17 protein-coding genes are annotated in these 17,470 nt (G+C 64.4%); 9 read left to right on the top strand and 8 right to left on the bottom strand.

Annotated features, from left to right (window positions below; genetic code table 11):
* Positions 1–6 precede the first annotated feature (6 nt).
* From K6G35_RS08055 to K6G35_RS08070, 4 genes are read right to left on the bottom strand one after another with little or no spacing between them, the layout of a single operon-like run.
* Positions 7–1,554 carry an aromatic/alkene/methane monooxygenase hydroxylase/oxygenase subunit alpha gene (locus K6G35_RS08055; RefSeq protein ID WP_495676323.1) on the bottom strand — a complete coding sequence of 516 codons (1,548 nt, stop codon included), beginning with the start codon at positions 1,552–1,554 and terminating at the stop codon, positions 7–9.
* 28 nt (positions 1,555–1,582) lie between these two features.
* Complete coding sequence (locus tag K6G35_RS08060; protein ID WP_008643953.1) at positions 1,583–1,855, bottom strand: MmoB/DmpM family protein; 273 nt, start codon at positions 1,853–1,855, stop codon at positions 1,583–1,585.
* An 11-nt stretch (positions 1,856–1,866) separates the two neighbouring features.
* The gene (locus tag K6G35_RS08065; RefSeq protein WP_008643954.1) at positions 1,867–2,862 is read right to left on the bottom strand and encodes an aromatic/alkene monooxygenase hydroxylase subunit beta; all 996 of its coding nucleotides are present in this window, start codon (positions 2,860–2,862) and stop codon (positions 1,867–1,869) included.
* A 43-nt stretch (positions 2,863–2,905) separates the two neighbouring features.
* A complete protein-coding gene (locus tag K6G35_RS08070; RefSeq protein WP_008643955.1) occupies positions 2,906–3,103 on the bottom strand; it encodes a phenol hydroxylase subunit in 198 nt (65 codons plus the stop codon).
* Positions 3,104–3,430: 327 nt separating this feature from the next.
* On the opposite strand from K6G35_RS08070, the gene K6G35_RS08075 reads away from it, so the two are divergent.
* The 7 genes from K6G35_RS08075 (at position 3,431) to K6G35_RS08105 (ending at position 11,722) form a co-directional block, all read left to right on the top strand.
* Positions 3,431–5,059: a sigma-54-dependent Fis family transcriptional regulator gene (locus tag K6G35_RS08075; protein ID WP_008643956.1), complete on the top strand. Its 1,629-nt coding sequence runs from the start codon at positions 3,431–3,433 to the stop codon at positions 5,057–5,059.
* A 94-nt stretch (positions 5,060–5,153) separates the two neighbouring features.
* Positions 5,154–5,852: a FadR/GntR family transcriptional regulator gene (locus K6G35_RS08080; RefSeq protein ID WP_495676324.1), complete on the top strand. Its 699-nt coding sequence runs from the start codon at positions 5,154–5,156 to the stop codon at positions 5,850–5,852.
* Positions 5,853–5,926: 74 nt separating this feature from the next.
* Complete coding sequence (locus K6G35_RS08085; RefSeq protein WP_008651742.1) at positions 5,927–7,339, top strand: FAD-binding oxidoreductase; 1,413 nt, start codon at positions 5,927–5,929, stop codon at positions 7,337–7,339.
* 118 nt (positions 7,340–7,457) lie between these two features.
* Entirely contained in the window at positions 7,458–8,666 is a 1,209-nt protein-coding gene (locus K6G35_RS08090) for an efflux RND transporter periplasmic adaptor subunit (protein WP_495676325.1), read from the top strand.
* Between the two features lie 22 nt (positions 8,667–8,688).
* Entirely contained in the window at positions 8,689–9,393 is a 705-nt protein-coding gene (locus tag K6G35_RS08095; protein WP_040011308.1) for an ABC transporter ATP-binding protein, read from the top strand.
* Between the two features lie 2 nt (positions 9,394–9,395).
* Entirely contained in the window at positions 9,396–10,550 is a 1,155-nt protein-coding gene (locus K6G35_RS08100; protein WP_008651732.1) for an ABC transporter permease, read from the top strand.
* A gap of 5 nt (positions 10,551–10,555) precedes the next feature.
* Complete coding sequence (locus K6G35_RS08105; RefSeq protein WP_008651730.1) at positions 10,556–11,722, top strand: ABC transporter permease; 1,167 nt, start codon at positions 10,556–10,558, stop codon at positions 11,720–11,722.
* A 23-nt stretch (positions 11,723–11,745) separates the two neighbouring features.
* Here the strand turns inward: K6G35_RS08105 and K6G35_RS08110 are convergent, their stop codons facing one another.
* Positions 11,746–12,636 carry a LysR family transcriptional regulator gene (locus K6G35_RS08110; protein WP_008651729.1) on the bottom strand — a complete coding sequence of 297 codons (891 nt, stop codon included), beginning with the start codon at positions 12,634–12,636 and terminating at the stop codon, positions 11,746–11,748.
* A gap of 128 nt (positions 12,637–12,764) precedes the next feature.
* On the opposite strand from K6G35_RS08110, the gene K6G35_RS08115 reads away from it, so the two are divergent.
* Positions 12,765–14,642 carry an FUSC family protein gene (locus K6G35_RS08115; protein WP_008651727.1) on the top strand — a complete coding sequence of 626 codons (1,878 nt, stop codon included), beginning with the start codon at positions 12,765–12,767 and terminating at the stop codon, positions 14,640–14,642.
* A 182-nt stretch (positions 14,643–14,824) separates the two neighbouring features.
* The gene (locus K6G35_RS08120) at positions 14,825–15,142 is read left to right on the top strand and encodes a hypothetical protein (RefSeq protein WP_008651726.1); all 318 of its coding nucleotides are present in this window, start codon (positions 14,825–14,827) and stop codon (positions 15,140–15,142) included.
* 201 nt (positions 15,143–15,343) lie between these two features.
* Here the strand turns inward: K6G35_RS08120 and K6G35_RS08125 are convergent, their stop codons facing one another.
* The 3 genes from K6G35_RS08125 to K6G35_RS08135 form a co-directional block, all read right to left on the bottom strand.
* Entirely contained in the window at positions 15,344–16,333 is a 990-nt protein-coding gene (locus K6G35_RS08125; protein ID WP_495675534.1) for an SRPBCC family protein, read from the bottom strand.
* Positions 16,317–16,682: an ArsR/SmtB family transcription factor gene (locus K6G35_RS08130; RefSeq protein WP_286880594.1), complete on the bottom strand. Its 366-nt coding sequence runs from the start codon at positions 16,680–16,682 to the stop codon at positions 16,317–16,319. Before K6G35_RS08130 ends, K6G35_RS08125 begins: the two co-directional genes overlap by 17 nt.
* Positions 16,683–16,862: 180 nt before the next feature.
* Positions 16,863–17,414, bottom strand: coding sequence for a MarR family winged helix-turn-helix transcriptional regulator (locus K6G35_RS08135; RefSeq protein ID WP_008651723.1), 552 nt, complete (start codon positions 17,412–17,414; stop codon positions 16,863–16,865).
* Positions 17,415–17,470: the final 56 nt, after the last annotated feature.

Raw genomic sequence — 17,470 nt, forward strand, 5'->3', positions numbered from 1 at the left:
CCTTGTTCACGAACGGTTGTTGCCTTGCCCGGTCCAGCGCTCCCAGTTCGCGCGGTCGGGCGAATCGGCGTAGTCGCCGCGATCCTCGGGCTTCAGGTGGTACCAGTCGAGCACCTCGGGCAGCGTTGGTCCGCCGCAGTTGCCCTGGAAGATCTGATGCACTGGCAGCCATGCCTGCACGTACTTCTCGGGCTCGCCCTGGAATATGTCGCGGCAGCCATCCGAGCAGAAGTGGTAGTGCTCGCCGTTGTGCTCCGCATGGCGATAGCAAATCTGTGTCGGGTCGTCGGGTTCGGTGAAGGCCATCGGGATCTGGCACACCTGGCACAACATCGGCAGGCCCGGGTTGGTCCAGCGCTGGCCGGCCTCCTGTTGCTGCTTCCAGTAGTCGAAGCGCGGCCGGTAATGCGTGTCGAAGCTGTCGGGATACTTCTGCGCCAGCCAGTCCATTTCGTGCGGCTCGGGCACCCACGTGTGGATGGCCGCGGCGTGGTTGAAGTTGTAGAAGATCGACCATGCGATGTGCGACAGGTGATCCTTTTCCTTGGCGGCCTGCTCGTGATACTTGGGCATCCGGATGCCATAGCGCGCCAGATCGGCAAACAGCGCCCCACCGTTCTGCTCGAAGTAGATCTCCCACGCCTCTTTCCAGCTCATCACGCGCTTGGGGCACATGTAGTCCATCATCATCGCCACCAGCGTCAGCAGCCGGTAGCCGCGCCAGAACCACTTGTCGATCCACTTCTGGATGATCGGCCGGTTGGCGGGGTCCTGTTCGAGCATGAACTTGACCACTTCCAGGCCCAGCGTCATGTGGCGCGACTCGTCGGACTGCGCCGAGAAGCCGAACGTCACCGTGGCCATGTCCCCGTTGTAGGCGGCACCGGACATGAACGGCATGAACAGCAGGTTGGTCAGCACGTATTCGAACGAGAACGAGATCGCCGTGATGAACTCGAACGGCCCGGCGGTCATCGCATCCTCGAAATACGACTTCGGCACGGACAGGTACCAGAGCCGGTCGTGCAGATGGCGCCAGTCGGAAAAACCGTTGAAGAACTTGTTGTAGTGGCTGATCGTGTGGATCTGGGTCTGGCAGTGGCGCAGCTCGTCGATCGATTGCATCTGGCACGCCACGCGCGCGCCCACGCCGCGCAGATTGCGGCCCGCCATGGCGAAGCCACGGTGCGCCGCGTACTCCAGCGGCGACACCCCGGTCAGGAACAGCTTCAGCGCGTTGACGTAGCGTGCGTCGGTCACGTTGAGCTGGCCATTGTTCTGCTGGAACGCGTCGATGATCGCGTAGAGCTTGCGCTCCTTCTCGGACTGGAACTTCCAGTACGCATCCATCGTTAGGCGGAACGGGTCTTCCCAGCCGTCCCAGTCATGGATCACGATGCCTTCGAACTTGTCGTGCGGAAACACCTTGTCCATTGGCTGGTACGTGGTCTCCCAACCGAGGTCGCGGGTCAGTACCGCGTACTTCTCCTTGAGCGAGAGCTTCGGACGGGTCGCCGCGCGGGCGGCGGAGGCGATGGCAGTGGCGGTTGTCATGGTTTGTCTCCTGTCTTGGGGTTCTGGCTCAGCGCCACGCCAGTACGAACTGGTCTTCGGTTTCGTCGATGTTTCCGGCAAGGGAGATCAGGCCAAGCTGCAGCTCCTGCACGTCCCAGGGGCGGCCGATGCGCTCCTCCACGCTGGCGCGGCGGATCTCCAGCCGCCCCGGCGCGTCGATCTTGACCATCGCCGGGTAGTGGTTGACGGTGGCGTGCGGGTTGTCGGCCTCGATCGCCTCGATCACCGGGCGCATGTCGTCGTTGGTCTGGAGGGCGATGAATACGATGGCGTCGCTCATGGTTGTCTCCGTCATTGACGTGCCAGGCCCAGACCGCTCAGGCGCTTGCCCAGCGCTTCGACGGCATTGGCCAGTTCGGACTCGGCATCCTCGCCGAACAGCCGGTGCGCCAGCGGGCGCAGCGCGTGCGTGAAGCGATCGAGCCAGCCGAAGGCATACCCAGCGATGACCGCCGCGTTCTCCCGGCTTTCCTGTGCGGCCGTTTTCACGGTGGCATCGACCCAGCGCGTGGTCTCGGCGTACCAGGCGGACATGAAATCGGTCACGAGCGAAAACGCGGGCCCGGTTGCGGACATGCGGGCGTCGAACTGCTGGTAGACCAGCGGATAGATCAGGCCATCGAACACCAGGTTCTGCGCCACGTGCTGCTCGAACCAGTCATCGCGCACCAGCAGGTCCTCCGCCGCGTGCCGCAGCGGCTGCCAGGCCATGTCTTCCATCCAGGCGGCGCGGGCCTGGTCCACGGCGGCCTTGTCGCCGATCAGCAGCCCGATACGGGTCAGGTACTGCGCGATACCCAGGCGGTCCATCGTGTGATACATCGCGGCCTGCGTGATGGCCGATCCGAAACCGTAGGCGGTAATCGACGCGTTGTTCATGTTGGCCGCCCATTCGACGTGGCGCAGCGGCACCACGCCCAGCGTGAGCAGCTCGCGCACATCGTCGGGCAACCGGCTCAGCAGCCCGCGCTTATCCACGAACTCAAGGTTCTTCTCCATCGTCTCCTGCTGACGGGCGCGCGCATTGACGTAGCCGCCGTAGAAGTACTGGCGCGGGTCCTTCAGCGCATACCAGTCCTGCATCACCACGCGGGTGCGCCGGGCGTCGTACAGCTCGTACTGCGGCTGCCATAGCGGCCGGTAGTGGAAGCTCGTGACCGGCTGCAGGTCGTACATCGCCTCCTGATAGCGCGTGGCTGGCTTGTCGGCGCCGAGCCGGCGCGCGATATGCGCGAAGGTCTGCCGGATCGGGGTGACGCTGGCGTCAGTCCGGATATCGATTTGCATGGTGGTTGTCTCCTCGGATGTCGAGTGGGGGCATTTTTGGGTATCACTGCAGCAGTTCGGCCCGCTGCTCGGCGCAGAACGACTGGAACTGCTCGGGCGGCATGACCAGTTCCACGTAGATCTGTGGATCGCCGATCGAGAACTCGAACTCCACCCAGCGCTCGCTGCGCCCGGTCACGCGCACGTAGCGCGGGGCATGGTGATGCCAGTGACCTTGAAGTGCCTGTTGGGGGTGTGGCATGTCTCGCTCCTGGTGCGCCGCACATCGCGGGGCGTGTGCGTTGTCTCGTGATTTCAGGTGGGAGAGCTATAGCGAATGGCGTGCCAGGCGATGCAGACCGTTGTGGCGCAAGGGCTCGCGGCCGATCGGCCGCATTCGGGCCTGCCAACCCGCTTGATGATTTGATGAGGTGATTCAGGCGGATTTGATCAAATGATCAAATCGTCTCGCGCTGCGCTGCAGCACACGCTCCCGATGCGGGATTTCCGGGCTCCGGCAACGCCGGATGCCGTGCTAGGCTACGCAAAAACGAGGCTCGAAAGCCCGCCGGAATCTGGAGTGACGAGGATGACAACACCCCCCGCGCAGCCGCCGTTCGAACTGGCTTCGCTACTGACCATCGACGCCAAGGCCGCGCAAATCCGCCTTGGCCAGTCGCGCATGGTGCTGATGCACACCGAGGCGCTGAGCTACCTGCGCAAGGAAATCCTCGATACGCTCGGCGTGGAGCGCGGCAAGGGGCTGCTAATCCGCATGGGCTACGCGCAAGGCATGCGCGATGCCGAGATGGTCAAGCGCGAGCGCAGTGAAGAACTGGCCAGTTCGCCCAACGATGCCTTCCTTTGGGGGCCGCAGCTTCACATGCTCGAAGGCGTCACGCGCGTGGACCCGGTTCGCCTGGAGATCGACCGCGACACCGGCCACTTCTATGGCGAGTTTCTCTGGCAGGACTCATGGGAGGGCGAGGCGCCCGTGATGGAGTCCCTGCCCCGCGAGGAATCTGGCTGCTGGGTGCAGCTTGGCTACGCATCGGGCTACAGCAGCACGTTCATGGACCGGCTGGTCATCTACAAGGAAACCGAATGCGAGCGGCGCGGCGACAGCCTCTGCCGCATCGTCGGCAAGCCGGCCGAGACGTGGAACGACCCCGAGTACCTGAAGTACTTCGAACCCGACTCCGTCATCAGCGACCTGCTCACCCTGCAGCAGGAAGTCAGCACACTGCGCGAAACGCTGTGTGGCGCGAACCAGGGCAACCTGATCGGCCAGTCCCCGGCGTTCCGTGAAGCCTTCAACCTGCTTTCCGCCGCGGCAGACAGCCATATCACCGTGCTGCTGACGGGCGAGACCGGTGCGGGCAAGGAAATGTTCGCGCGCTGGCTGCACGATCACGGCCCGCGCGGCGAGCAGCCGTTCGTCGCGGTCAACTGCGCGGCGATCCCGCACGAGTTGATCGAATCCGAGCTGTTCGGCGTGGAAAAAGGCGCCTACACGGGCGCCCAGCAGTCGCGCCCCGGTCGCTTTGAACGCGCGCATGGCGGCACCCTGTTCCTCGACGAAATCGGCGACCTGCCGCCTGCCGCGCAGGTCAAGCTGCTGCGCGTGCTGCAGAACAACGAAGTGGAACGGCTCGGTGGCGTGGAGGCGCGCAAGGTCAACGTCCGCCTGATCGCCGCCACCAACGTCAATCTGGCGCAGGCGATCAAGCACGGCCAGTTTCGTGCTGACCTGTTCTACCGGATCAGCACCTATCCGATCTCGATCCCCGCCCTGCGCGAGCGCAGGGAAGACATCCCCGAACTCGCCCAGTCATTCATCCAGCGCTTCAACGCGCTGTATCAGAAGCAGGTGCGCGGCCTGACCACGCGGGCGCGCGATGCGCTGGTGCAATACCCGTGGCCCGGCAATATCCGCGAACTCGAAAACATGATCGAGCGTGGCGTCTTGCTGGCACCTGCCACCGGGATGATCGACGTCGCCCATCTGTTTGCCAGCCAGCAGGCGGTCGGCAGCGAGGAGCCCAGCCAGGATGCCGACGCGCTGATCGAAAAGCTGCTCAACCAGCAGGTGTCCCTGCCGCAAATCGAAGCCAAGCTGATGCAACTGGCGATGACGACGACGCGCGGCAACCTCTCGTCGGCGGCGCGGATGCTGGGGATCACGCGACCGCAGTTGGCGTATCGATTGAAGAAGTAGGGTTGGAACAGTTGGTCCAGCCCGCTCGGCACCTGAGTTATTAAGTAGTTCCACTAGGTTTTCATATAACCAGAAAAGGGTAAGGTGTCGTCCCATGCAGACCCGACCCATCACCCTGACCGAGCGCGTCATCCAGCAATTGCGTGGCGAGATTGCCGAAGGCACGTTTCCCGTTGGCGCCCGGCTGCCGACCGGCAAGCAACTGGCCGAGCGTTATGGTGTCAGCGCTGCCGTGATCCGCGAGGTGACCGAGCATCTACGGTCGCTTGGGATGATCGAAAGCCGCCAGGGTCTGGGCAGCACTGTGCGTTCCCGCGTCAGTGACAGCGGTTTCCGTCTGAGCGGCGGCGCCGATAGCACCGATCTGGCCGATATCTTCGAGCTGCGCCTTGATCTGGAAAGCGCCGCTGCCGCCATGGCCGCGTTGCACCGGACGGAGCAGGACATTGCCCGCATGGGCGCCCTACTCGAGGCGCTGGCGGCCCAGCTTGATGATGCCGATCACGGCGTGGAACCCGATATCCAGTTCCATATCGCCATCGCCACGGCCACGCACAACAAGTACTACCTGCAGCTACTGCAGTACATGACACTTCAACTGCATCAGGCGGTGCGCACCGCGCGCCTGAATTCCAGCCGGCAGCCGGGCCTGCCCGCGCAGGTCCATGCCGAGCACGTGGCGATCTTCGATGCGATTCGCGCCCGCGATGCCGCGCAGGCCCGCCTGCATGCCGCTGCGCATCTGCGCAACGCCGCCGCCCGGCTTGGCCTGCCCATGCGCCAGCCCCGCTGACGATTTCGCCCGATGCCCGCTTAACTTCTACCGCTTAACTTCTACTTATCTCCGCCTTTTCCCGACCGCAGATCATGTCCGATACGAACTTCGCGCAACGCCTGACCGAAACCTTGGGCCCCGACGTGGTGACCACCGCGCCCGACGATGTGGCACCCTGGCTCTCCGACTGGCGTGGCCTCTACAAGGGCCAGGCGCAGGCGGTAATCCGTCCGCGCACAACCGAACAGGTGGCGCAGGCGCTGGCGCTGTGCCAGCAGGCTGGTGTGCCCGTGGTGCCGCGCGGTGGCAATACCGGCCTGTGTGGCGGCGCCGCTCCGGACGGCAACCAGACCAACGTCGTGCTCAGCCTCGATCGCATGGACAAGATCCGCTCGATCGACACGATCGCCAACACAATGGTGGTCGAAGCTGGCTGCATTCTCGGCAACCTGCGCCGTGCCGCCGAGGAAGCCGACCGCCTGTTCCCGCTGTCGCTGGCCGCCGAGGACTCCTGCCAGATCGGTGGCAACCTGGCCACCAACGCTGGCGGCGTCAACGTGGTGCGCTATGGCATGACGCGCGAACTGGTGCTCGGCGTGGAAGCCGTGCTGCCGAACGGCGAGATCTTTCACGGCCTGCGCACGCTGCGCAAGGACAACACCGGATACGACCTCAAGCAGTTGCTGATCGGCTCGGAAGGCACGCTCGGCATCATCACCGCCGCCGCGCTGCGCCTGCTGCCGCGCGCCGATTCCCGCGCCGTGGTGCTGGCCGCGGTGGAATCGCCCAAGCAAGCGCTGGAACTGTTCTCGCTGCTGTTCGCGCGCTGCGGCGCACGGCTGCAGGCCTACGAGTTCTTTACCGGCGCCTGCCTGGATCTGGTTCTGACCCATGTCGAAGGCATTCATGCCCCGTTTGCAGAACGCTATCCGGCCTACGTGCTGGTCGAGATCGCGGACACGGCGTCCGAGGACGTGCTTAACGCCCTGCTCGAATCGGTCATCGGCGATGCGCTCGAACAGGGCCTGTGCCTGGATGCCGCCGTCTCGGCCTCACTGGCGCAGTTGCAGAGCCTGTGGCGTCTGCGTGAGGAAATCTCCGAGGCCCAGCGTGCCGACGGGCTGCACCTGAAGCACGACGTGTCCCTGCCGATCGAAGCCATTCCGGACTTCATGGCATCGATGGAAACCCGTCTGGCCGCGCGTCACCCGGGCGTCCGGCCCTTTATCTTCGGCCACTTCGGCGATGGCAACCTGCACTACAACCTGTCCCGTCCGCTTGGCGCCGATCCGAAATGGGCGCTCAATGAGGGCAAGGCCGTCAGCGAGGACGTGCTGGAAGAAGTGGCCCGCTACGATGGCAGCATCAGCGCCGAGCATGGCATCGGCCAGCTCAAGCGCGAGTCGTTCCTGGCGCTCAAGGACCCGCTCGAACTGCGCCTGATGCGTGCCATCAAGCAGGTGTTCGATCCGAGCGGGATCATGAATCCGGGCAAGCTGCTCTAAATTCGGGCCGGCTACCGGCCATTTTGCGACCCTTGTAACGCGCCGCCTGCCGGCCACTGCCACTCGCTATACTGGGGGCCTTTCTCGGCATTCGTCCGTTTTCGCGACGCATTTCAAATTGGCTGATCCAGACCTGAGCAAGCTGAAAATCGATCGTAGCGCCATGGCGCCCGCCCAGCGCCGCCGCCGTCCCTGGCTGCGCTACGCGATCATTGCAGTGGTGATCCTCGTGCTGGCCGGCATCGGCCTGAAGCTGGCCGGGCCCCAGACCGTGGAAACGGCGACGGTCACTTCGGCATATCCGTCGCAAAACTTCACGCTGCTCAACGCTACCGGCTACGTGGTGCCGCAGCGCAAGGCGGCGGTGGCGTCGAAGGCGCAGGGCCGGCTGGAGTGGCTTGGCGTGCTGGAAGGCTCCCGCGTCAAGAAGGACGAGATCATCGCGCGGATCGAAAGCCGCGACGTCGAGGCGTCGGCCGCGCAGGCGCGCGCCCAGGTCCAGGTAGCCGAAGCCAATCTGGCATTGCAGCAGGCCGAACTGCGTGACGCCGATGTCAATCTGCGCCGCTCGAAGGAACTGCTTGCCCCGGCTGCGATTTCCCAACAGCAATACGATTCCGATCTGGCGCGCTACAACAAGGCGCGCGCGTCGATCAGCAATTCGGAGGCGTCGATCACCTCGGCCAAGGCCAATGCCCGCGCCGCTGAAGTGGCGGTGGAGCAGACCGTGGTTCGCGCGCCGTTCGACGGCGTGGTGCTGATCAAGCACGCCAACGTCGGCGACAACATTACCCCGTTCTCGGCGGCCGCCGACACCAAGGGGGCGATCGTGACCATCGCCGACATGTCGACGCTTGAAGTGGAAGCGGACGTAGCGGAATCCAATATCGCGAAGATCACGGTCGAGCAGCCCTGCGAGGTTCTGCTCGATGCCCTGCCGAACCTGCGCCAGGAGGGCCGCGTGTCGCGCATTGTCCCGACCGTTGATCGGTCCAAGGCGACCGTGCTGGTCAAGATCCGCTTCGTCGATCGCGACCCGCGCGTGCTGCCGGACATGAGCGCCAAGATCGCCTTCCTCTCCAAACCGGTGGCACCCGCCGAAAACAAGCCTCTGACGGCCATCCAGCCGTCGGCTGTGGTCGAGCGCGACGGCAAGCCCGTGGTGTTCCTGGTGCAGGACGGCAGGGCAAAACAGGTGCCCGTGACGCGCGGCGGCAAGATCGGCGAACTGCTGGCCGTTCAGGGCGTGAAGCCGGGCGATGTGGTGGTGCTGGCGCCGTCCGAGAAACTGGGCGACGGCAGCAAGGTCTCCGTGGCGAAGAAGTGACCGGAAGGAAGTGACCGCCATCATGTCCGCCGCTCCCCTCGTTTCGATCCGCCATCTGGCCAAGTCGTATCAGCGCGGCGCCCAGACCGTGCCGGTGCTGTCCGATATCTCGCTCGATATTGCCGAGGGCGACTTTATCGCGCTGATGGGACCGTCCGGTTCCGGCAAGAGCACGCTGCTGAACCTGATTGCCGGCATCGACCGGCCCGACAGCGGCGAGCTGATCGTGGGCGGCGTCGATATCTCCGACCTGCCCGAGTCCGCGCTGGCCGACTGGCGGGCGGCCCATGTCGGCTTCATCTTCCAGTTCTATAACCTGATGCCAGTGCTGACAGCGTTCGAGAACGTGGAACTGCCGCTGATGCTGACCCGGCTGTCGCGCGCCGAACGGCGCGAGCGTGTGGAACTGGTGCTCCGCATGGTCAATCTGGCCGACCGGATGGATCACTACCCCTCCGAGCTCTCAGGCGGCCAGCAGCAACGCGTGGCCATCGCGCGGGCGCTGATCACCGACCCGACGCTGATCGTCGCGGACGAACCCACCGGCGACCTCGACCGCACCTCGGCCACCGAGATCCTGACGATGCTCCAGCGGCTCAATGCCGACGTCGGCAAAACCATCATCATGGTCACGCACGATGCCCATGCCGCCGAGGCAGCCAAATCGCTCGTCCATCTGGAAAAAGGCGAGCTGACCAACAACGCCGCCGCCACGGCAGCGCGCTGATCATGTACCTGGCCAAGCTGATCGCCCGCAATGCCATGCGCCACAAGCTGCGCACGGCGCTGACCGTGCTCGGCCTGGTGATCGCCGTACTGGCGTACGGGCTGCTGCAAACCGTGGTCGATGCGTGGTACGCGGGCGCTTCGGCCGCATCGAATGCCCGGCTGGTGACGCGCAATGCGATCTCGCTGACCTTCACCCTGCCGCTGAGCTACGAGAACCGCATCAAGGGCGTGGACGGCGTGACCATGGTGGCGCGGTCCAACTGGTTTGGCGGGGTCTATCGCGACCCGAAAAACTTCTTCGCGCAGTTCGCCGTTTCCGACAACTACCTCGATCTCTACCCCGAATTCATCGTGCCGCCTACCCAACGCGCCGATTACGAGCGCGACCGCCGGGGCGCGCTGATCGGCCGGCAGTTGGCCGACCAGTACGGCTTCAAGATCGGCGACGTCATTCCGATCAAGGGCACGATCTACCCCGGCACCTGGGACTTCGTCGTGCGCGGCATCATGGAAGGCCGCGACGAAAGCACAATCACGCGCCAGATGGTGTTCCACTGGGACTACCTGAACGAGACCGTACGCAAGAAGACCGCCCGCCAGGCTGACCAGGTCGGTGTTTACGTGATTGGCGTCGACAATCCGGACAACGCGGCGGCCATCTCGCGCGCCGTGGACAACGTATTCAAGAACTCCCTGGCGGAGACGTTGACCGAAACCGAGCAGGCCTTCCAGCTTGGCTTTGTGGCGATGTCGAACCAGATCATCGCCGCGATCCGGGTGGTGTCCTACGTGGTGATCGTGATCGTCATGGCGGTGATGGCCAATGCCATGGCGATGAGCGCGCGCGAACGGATCACCGAGTACGCCACTCTGAAGGCACTCGGCTTTGGGCCCGGCTTTCTGTCGATGCTGGTATTTGGCGAGTCGCTGATCATCAGCGCTTTTGGCGGCGGGCTGGGGATGCTGCTGACGCCACCAGCGGCGCGATTCTTCAAGCAGGCCGTGGGCGGCGTATTTCCGGTCTTCACCGTGTCACACGACACCATGGCCATGCAGGCCGCGTGCGCACTGGTGGTCGGCCTCGCGGCCGCCATCGTCCCGGCGGTGCAGGCGGCGCGCGTGCGCATCGTCGAGGGCCTGCGGGCCATCGGGTAATTCGGATGGTCATCCCGCTCCACTACATCGCACGCAACGTCTGGGCACGGCGCCTGACCACCACGCTGACCGCAGGCGGGCTGGCGCTGGTCGTGTTCGTATTCGCGACCATGCTGATGCTCGACGCCGGCCTCAAGCGGACGCTGGTGACGACTGGCGAACGTGACAACGTCGTGCTGATCCGCAAGGGCGCCGAAACCGAGATCCAGAGCGCGATATCGCGCGATCAGGCGGCGGCCATGGAAATGCACTCGGCCGTGGCGTTGACCCCGGAAGGCAGGCCGATGTCGTCACGCGAGGCCGTGGTGCTGATCTCGCTGACCAAGACCGGCTACACCACGCCTTCCAATGTGGTGATTCGCGGCATTACCCCGCTGGGGGTGGAGATGCGGCCGCAGGTCAGGCTGACCCGGGGACGCATGTTCAAGCCGGGTTCGTCGGAAATCATTGTCGGAAGCAGCATCGCCAAGGGGTATGACAACGTCAGCATCGGCGACCATCTGCGATTTGCCCAGCGGGACTGGACCGTGGTTGGCCACTTCGACGCCGGCGGCAGCGGGTTCGATTCGGAGATCTGGGGCGACGTGGACCAGCTGATGCAGTCGTTCCGGCGCACGAGCTATTCATCTATGGCGGTCCGGTTAGCCGACTCGGACGCGTTCGACCGTTTTCGCGCCGATATCGACGTCGACCCGCGTCTGGCCAATGAAGCCAAGCGCGAGCAGCAGTTCTACAGCGATCAGTCGAAGGCGCTGTCGGCGTTCATCAACATCCTGGGGATGACGCTGACCACGATCTTCTCGGTCGCCGCGATGATCGGCGCGATGATCACGATGTATGCGTCGGTGGCCAACCGCGTCGGCGAGATCGGCACCCTGCGCGCGTTGGGCTTCCAGCGCATCAACGTGCTCGCGGCCTTTCTGATCGAGGCCGTGCTGCTCGGTCTGGTTGGTGGGGTCGCCGGTCTGCTCTGCGCCTCGCTGATGCAATTCGCGTCGTTCTCGACCACGAACTTCCAGACCTTCGCCGATCTGTCGTTCCGCTTCGTGCTGACACCCGGGATCGTGATCAAGACACTGCTGTTCTCGATGACGATGGGCCTGATCGGCGGCTTCCTGCCGGCGCTCAGGGCGTCGCGGCTGAATATCGTGGATGCGCTGCGGGCGCGTTGAGCGGACCCGCTGCCTTCTCTCCCTTACCCCATCACCTCCTCGCAAACCTCCAGCCACGCCCGCGCGGCGTGCGACAGGTAGCGCCCCGGGGACCAGATATGGGCCAGTGCCCAGTCCACGGTCGGCTCGGTCAGCCGGGCGACGGCAAGCTTGTCACGGGACTCCAGGCGCGAGAGCAACGGTTCAGGCAGAAAGGTCGTGCCGAGCCCCGCCGCAGCCATGGATGCCAGGAAGTCCCAGTGCCCACTCTGCGCCACCACATGGGGCTCGAAGCGTGCATCGGCGAATGCCTGCCGCAGCATCCGGGTCAGCGAGAACTCGTCGGTCAGCATGACCAGCGGTTCGTCGCGCAGCGCCGCCAACGTGACCGTGCGGCCACTTGCCCAGGCCGCGCGATGCGGGCCCACCGCCCAGATCGGGTACTTGGCGAACTGGCGCGTCTCCAGATTGAGCCCGCTGTCTCCGGGCAGCACCGTGGCCCCGACTTCGAGTTCGCCATGCGCCACCTGCTGCTCCACGATCTGCCCGCCATGCTCGGAGAGATTCAGTTGCAGATTGGGATATCGTCGTCGAAACGCGCTGACGGCCGGGGAAAAGAACAGATTGACCATTGGCGGTACGCCTACCGTCAACTGACCGCGCCCAAGTGACGAAAGGTCCGCCACCTCGAGCGTCAGCCGATGCACCACGCCGAGCGCTTCCTGGCCACGGTCGTAGACCACCTTGCCGACGTCGGTCAGCCGCACGGTCTTGCCCTCGCGAATCAGCAGTGGCTGCCCCACTTCGTCCTCGAGCTGCTTGACCATCTTGCTGATGGTCGATTGCGTGACGAAGAGCGAAGATGCGGCCTGCGTGAAGCTTCTCAGGCGCGCGGTCTCCACGAAGTAACGCAGCGCACGAATGTCGATCGGCATGATCCGTTCCCATGAAAATTCCGACTACAAACCGGAATTTTAAATCATGTTTGGAATGTTCGCAGGGCCGTTACACTTCCGCTCCTACGCCCCCACCGAGGTCCGGTCGCACCGGCCCCACACAAATCATGGCTAGCTGGCCGAATGCCCGACAGTGGCTGTTTTCGCTGAAGGCATTCGCTGCCGCGATGCTGGCGCTCTACATCGCACTGTATTTCGGCCTGCCGCGCCCCTACTGGGCCATGGCCACGGTCTATTTTGTCTCCCATCCGCTGACGGGCGCCACGCGCTCGAAGGCCGCCTATCGCGTGGCCGGTACCGTGCTGGGCGCCACTGCGGCCGTGGCGACGGTGCCGCAACTGGTCAATATGCCGATCGTGCTGATGGGCGCGATCTCCCTCTGGATCATGGTGCTGGTCTACCTGTCGCTGCTGCAACGGTCACCGCGCAGCTACGTGTTCCTGCTGGCCGCCTACACGCTGCCGATCGTCGCGCTGCCGGCGGTGATGCACCCGGGCGACATCTTCGACATCGCGGTGGCCCGGATCGAGGAGATCGTGATCGGGATCGTCTGCGCGGGGCTGGTCGGGTCGATCGTCTTTCCCGCGAAAGTGGCGCCAGCGCTGCGAGACCGCATCCGCATCTGGCTGCACGACGCGGCCGCATGGGCCAACGATATCGTCAATGCCAGCCCCCGTGCCGATGCCAGCCGTCACCGCCTGGCCGCCGATATGCTGGCGCTCGACCAACTGATCGCGCAGCTTTCGTTCGATACCGACAGCCAGCAGACGCTGCACCATGCCCGCGCACTGCGTGCGCGCATGTCGGGGTTGATGCCGATCCTGTCGGCGCTGGAGAGCGTGCTGCATGCGCTGCGCACGGCGCCCGAAGGCAGCGAGCGCGAAGCGCTGACCCGTACCGCCACCCATCTGCAGGCGCAGTTCAACCGACTGATGCGGACCTGTGAGAGGCTGCAGCACGGCATCAGCGACCACCCGCCCGACCTGCCTCCCGAGGAACCGGCAGGCGCCGAGCAGGCCGCGGACGAGGCGGCCGCGTATCACGACCACGCCATGTTGCTGTTCGGCGCGGTGTCGGCCGGACTGGCGGTGTTCTGCGTCGGGCTGCTCTGGATCTTTTCAGGCTGGGAGGATGGCGGCGGCCCCGTGGCCGTGGCATCGATCGCAAGCTGCTTTTTCGCGACCATCGACGAGCCCCGTCCGGTGGCGCGCATGTTCCTGCGCTGGAGCGCCGCGTGCCTGCTGATTGCATCGTTCTATCTGTTCATGGTGATTCCGCACGCGCAGACGTTCGAGACCCTGGTGGGGATGTTGTCCGTGCCCTACCTTGGCATTGGCATGTTGATCCAGCGGCCAGGGTTCAATCTGATCGCGATGCTGCTATCGGTGAATACGGCCTCGTTCGCCAACGTGCAGAGCATCTACGACACCAATTTCCTCGGCATCTTCAATACAAGCCTGGCCAATGCGGCGGCCATGCTGTTTGCGCCGGTCTGGGCGATGCTGGCGCGGCCCTTTGGCGCCCATGTGGCCGCGCACCGGCTGCTGCGCGCGAGCTGGCAGGACCTGGCGCACGCCGCCACGTGGCGCGCTGCGGACATCCATACGCAGCTTGGCGCCCGGATGCTCGACCGGCTGGGCCAGTTGATGCCACGCCTGGGCGCCAGCCGGGGGCGGCTGGCATCCGATGGGTTTACGGAGTTGCAGATCGGCTACTGCACGCTGGCGCTGCAGCGCGCGCTGCCGTCATTGCCGCCAGCGGCGCGCAAACCCATCAGACGGGTGTTGAGCATCGTGGCACGCCACTTCCGGGCGCGCGCTCGCGCCGGGCATGTGGTACCCGTGCCGATGCCACTGCGGCAGTGGCTCGATACGTCGATCGGACAAGTCATGGCGGCGCGTGGCGATAACCAGCAGATGGCGGCTGTACTGAGCGCGCTCGTGGTGCTTCGCCTCACGATGCATACGTATGAAAAAAACGACTGATTCAGAGATTTTTAAATCATCACCGGAATACTTCTGACTCACTACACTTCATCCCGTGCTGCACCTCCCCCCAAGTACGGCACCGCTCACAAGGCGTACCGGACGGCGCGTCTCGACAACACCCCCATCCATCCTGCCCGACGCGTCGTCCACCTTCAGTTGAAGTTCACCAGCACAAGAAAATGTTGAAAGCCCTGATTGCCACGACCATCACAACGACTCTTCTCGGCGCCAGCGCGCTGGCCGTGGCACAACCCCCGCAAGGCCTGCAAGACCGAGGCGTACCCGCCGACCGTTATGGCTATGAAATGCACATCGGCAAGCGTGACCCGTACACCGATGGCGCCCACGGCATCCGTCAGCGCGACCCGTACACCGACGGCGCGCACGGCATCCGTGAACGCGACCCCTATACCGATGGCGCCCATGGCTCGGCCGGCATGAATCTGGCCGGACTGGACCGCACCGGCGTATCCGCCCCGCCGGCGCACAGCGCCTGAAGTTGAAGCAGCAAGAAGTAGAAGCAGAGCAGTAGAAGAAGCAGAAGCACGCAGTAGCAGTAGCAGTAGCAGTAGCAGTAGCAGTAGCAGTAGCAGTAGCAGTAGCAGTAGCAGTAGCAGTAGCAGTACGTAGTTCTTGTGGTCAGTCTTTTCCGGCGTCGCGCCTCCTCGTTCGACGCCGGAACCTCTCCTCTCGAAGCCTCAGCGCTTCGTCATCGCCTTCAGCCATTCCCCGATCGCATCGAGCAGCAGTCCGGAGCCATGCTCGCGCGATCCTGCATCGTCATAGCCATCGAGAAACGCACCCTGCTCGGTCATGACGAGCCGAGTACCCTGCCCCGCCCGCTTCAGTTCGAAGGTGGCCAGCGAGACCGAGATCTTGCGTTCACCCATATGCATCTCGTAGCTGTAGACCAGCCGCTCGTTGGGGATCACGTCGAAGTACACCGCGTCGAACGTGGACACCAGGCCGTTCTCCCAGCGCCCCTGCAGATGCTCGCGGCCACCGGGCCGCACGTCCATCGTGCGCTTGACCTCGGTATAGCCCGGGCCACCGTTGAACCACTGGGCCTTGGCGACGGGATCGCTCAGCGCGCGGAATACCAGCTCGGGACTTGCGTCGTAGGTGCGCTCGATCGTGAAAACGCCATGCGCCACCGACCGTGCCGGCGTGGCCACCACGATCCGCGCCACCTCCTTTTCCAGCCGGTCCAGCGTCTGCGCCCAGCCTTCCTCCGCGCCGCGCGTGAAATTGCCGGCTGACGGGTCCAGCGCCGTGTAGCGCTGGGTCACCGACATCTCCGTGCCTCCGCACACGGTCTCGAACGTGACCGAGGTATTGGCGTTGAACAGCGGCACGCCCGCTTCGGTTACCACGGTCATGTCCAGCACCAGACGCGAATGGGGAATGATCTCGACGTAGTGGCCGCGAATCCAGTGCGAATAATTGCCATCGAGCGAGCGCATCCAGAGATCGAACTTGCCGCCCGGCCGGAATTCGACTTCACACTCGGGAATCGTGAAGCCCTGCGGACAGAACCAGTGCTTCAGGTGTTCGGCGGCGCTCCACGCCTGGAAGACGAGGTCGCGCGGCGCGTTGAACGCCCGCGAGACGGTCAGCGATTCGCGATCCGCCACGGCAGATGCCTGGGTCTTCGCAGTCGCCTTGGATGTTTCAGTTGCCGTTGCCATCGGATGCTGCCTCCTTTTTCATGGTTTCGAGGTACTCGCCCAACCGGTCGAAATGCCCTTCCCATTCAGCGCGACGCGCGTTGATCCACTGCTCTGCCTCACTGAGCGCTTTCGGCGCCATGGTGCAGGTGCGTACTCGCCCGACCTTCTCGGTCCGGACCAGACCGGCCTGCTCCAGCACGGACAGGTGCTGCATCACCGCCGGCAGCGACATCGCCAGGGGCCGTGCCAGTTCCGTCACCGAAAGCGGTCCACGCGCAAGCTGCGCGAGCATGGTCCGCCGCGTGGTATCGGCCAGGGCCTGGAATGTGGCGTCCAGGGCGACTTGGGAATCGGGATAGTTAAGCATGAGCTTTAGTATAGTGAGCCGCGATAGTTAAGCAAGGACTTTAGTGATTGAGCGGCAAAAAAGGCGGGGCGCCGTATCCCGCCTTGATGACTGACCAACTGAACACGTCCGGCCCCATTTATCCGGGCCGTTTGTCCGGCCCATTTGTCCGGCCCAGTTGATTACCGTCTTGCCCTGGCCTTAGCGCTTCCGCCACACGCTCAGCGGATCTTCGAACGCCGGCGCATCGGCGGCATCGGACCTGTCCGCCAGGGGTTTTGCCGCCAGCAGCATCGTCATGGCCTTCGCATGGAGTTTGTCCAGGCAGTGCGAGAACATCTCTGCTTCATCCTCGTTCAGGCAGCCCGCCAATTCCCGATTGAAATCGCGCGCCCTCGCGAAGGCCGCCGCGTACACCGACTCACCCGCTTCGGTCAGCGTGAAGGCTGCCGCGCGCCGGTCGCCCTCGCGCGAATCCCGGCGCACCAATCCCTTGTCAATCAGACCATGCACCGCGCGGCTGGCCAGCACCTTGTCGAGCCCCGCGCTGGCTGCCAGTTCGGTCAGCCGGGTGCCAGGCTGTTCACCGAGGAATGCCAGCATCCGCCACTCGCGCCGACTGACGCCCGCCCCGGCCCGCAGATGCAAGCCGCTCGCGGCCATCGCCACGCGGCTCAGGTGATAGAGACGGTAATTGATGAAGTCGACCAGCCGGCCCGGCGCCTGCAAGGTGCCCGAAGTTTCCTGCGCCATGAATTGTCGAGAGTTCCGAGATAGTTGATTTTGTTAACTAATACCCTCGATGCTAG

The sequence above is a fragment of the Cupriavidus sp. HY129 genome (genome assembly GCF_059492215.1).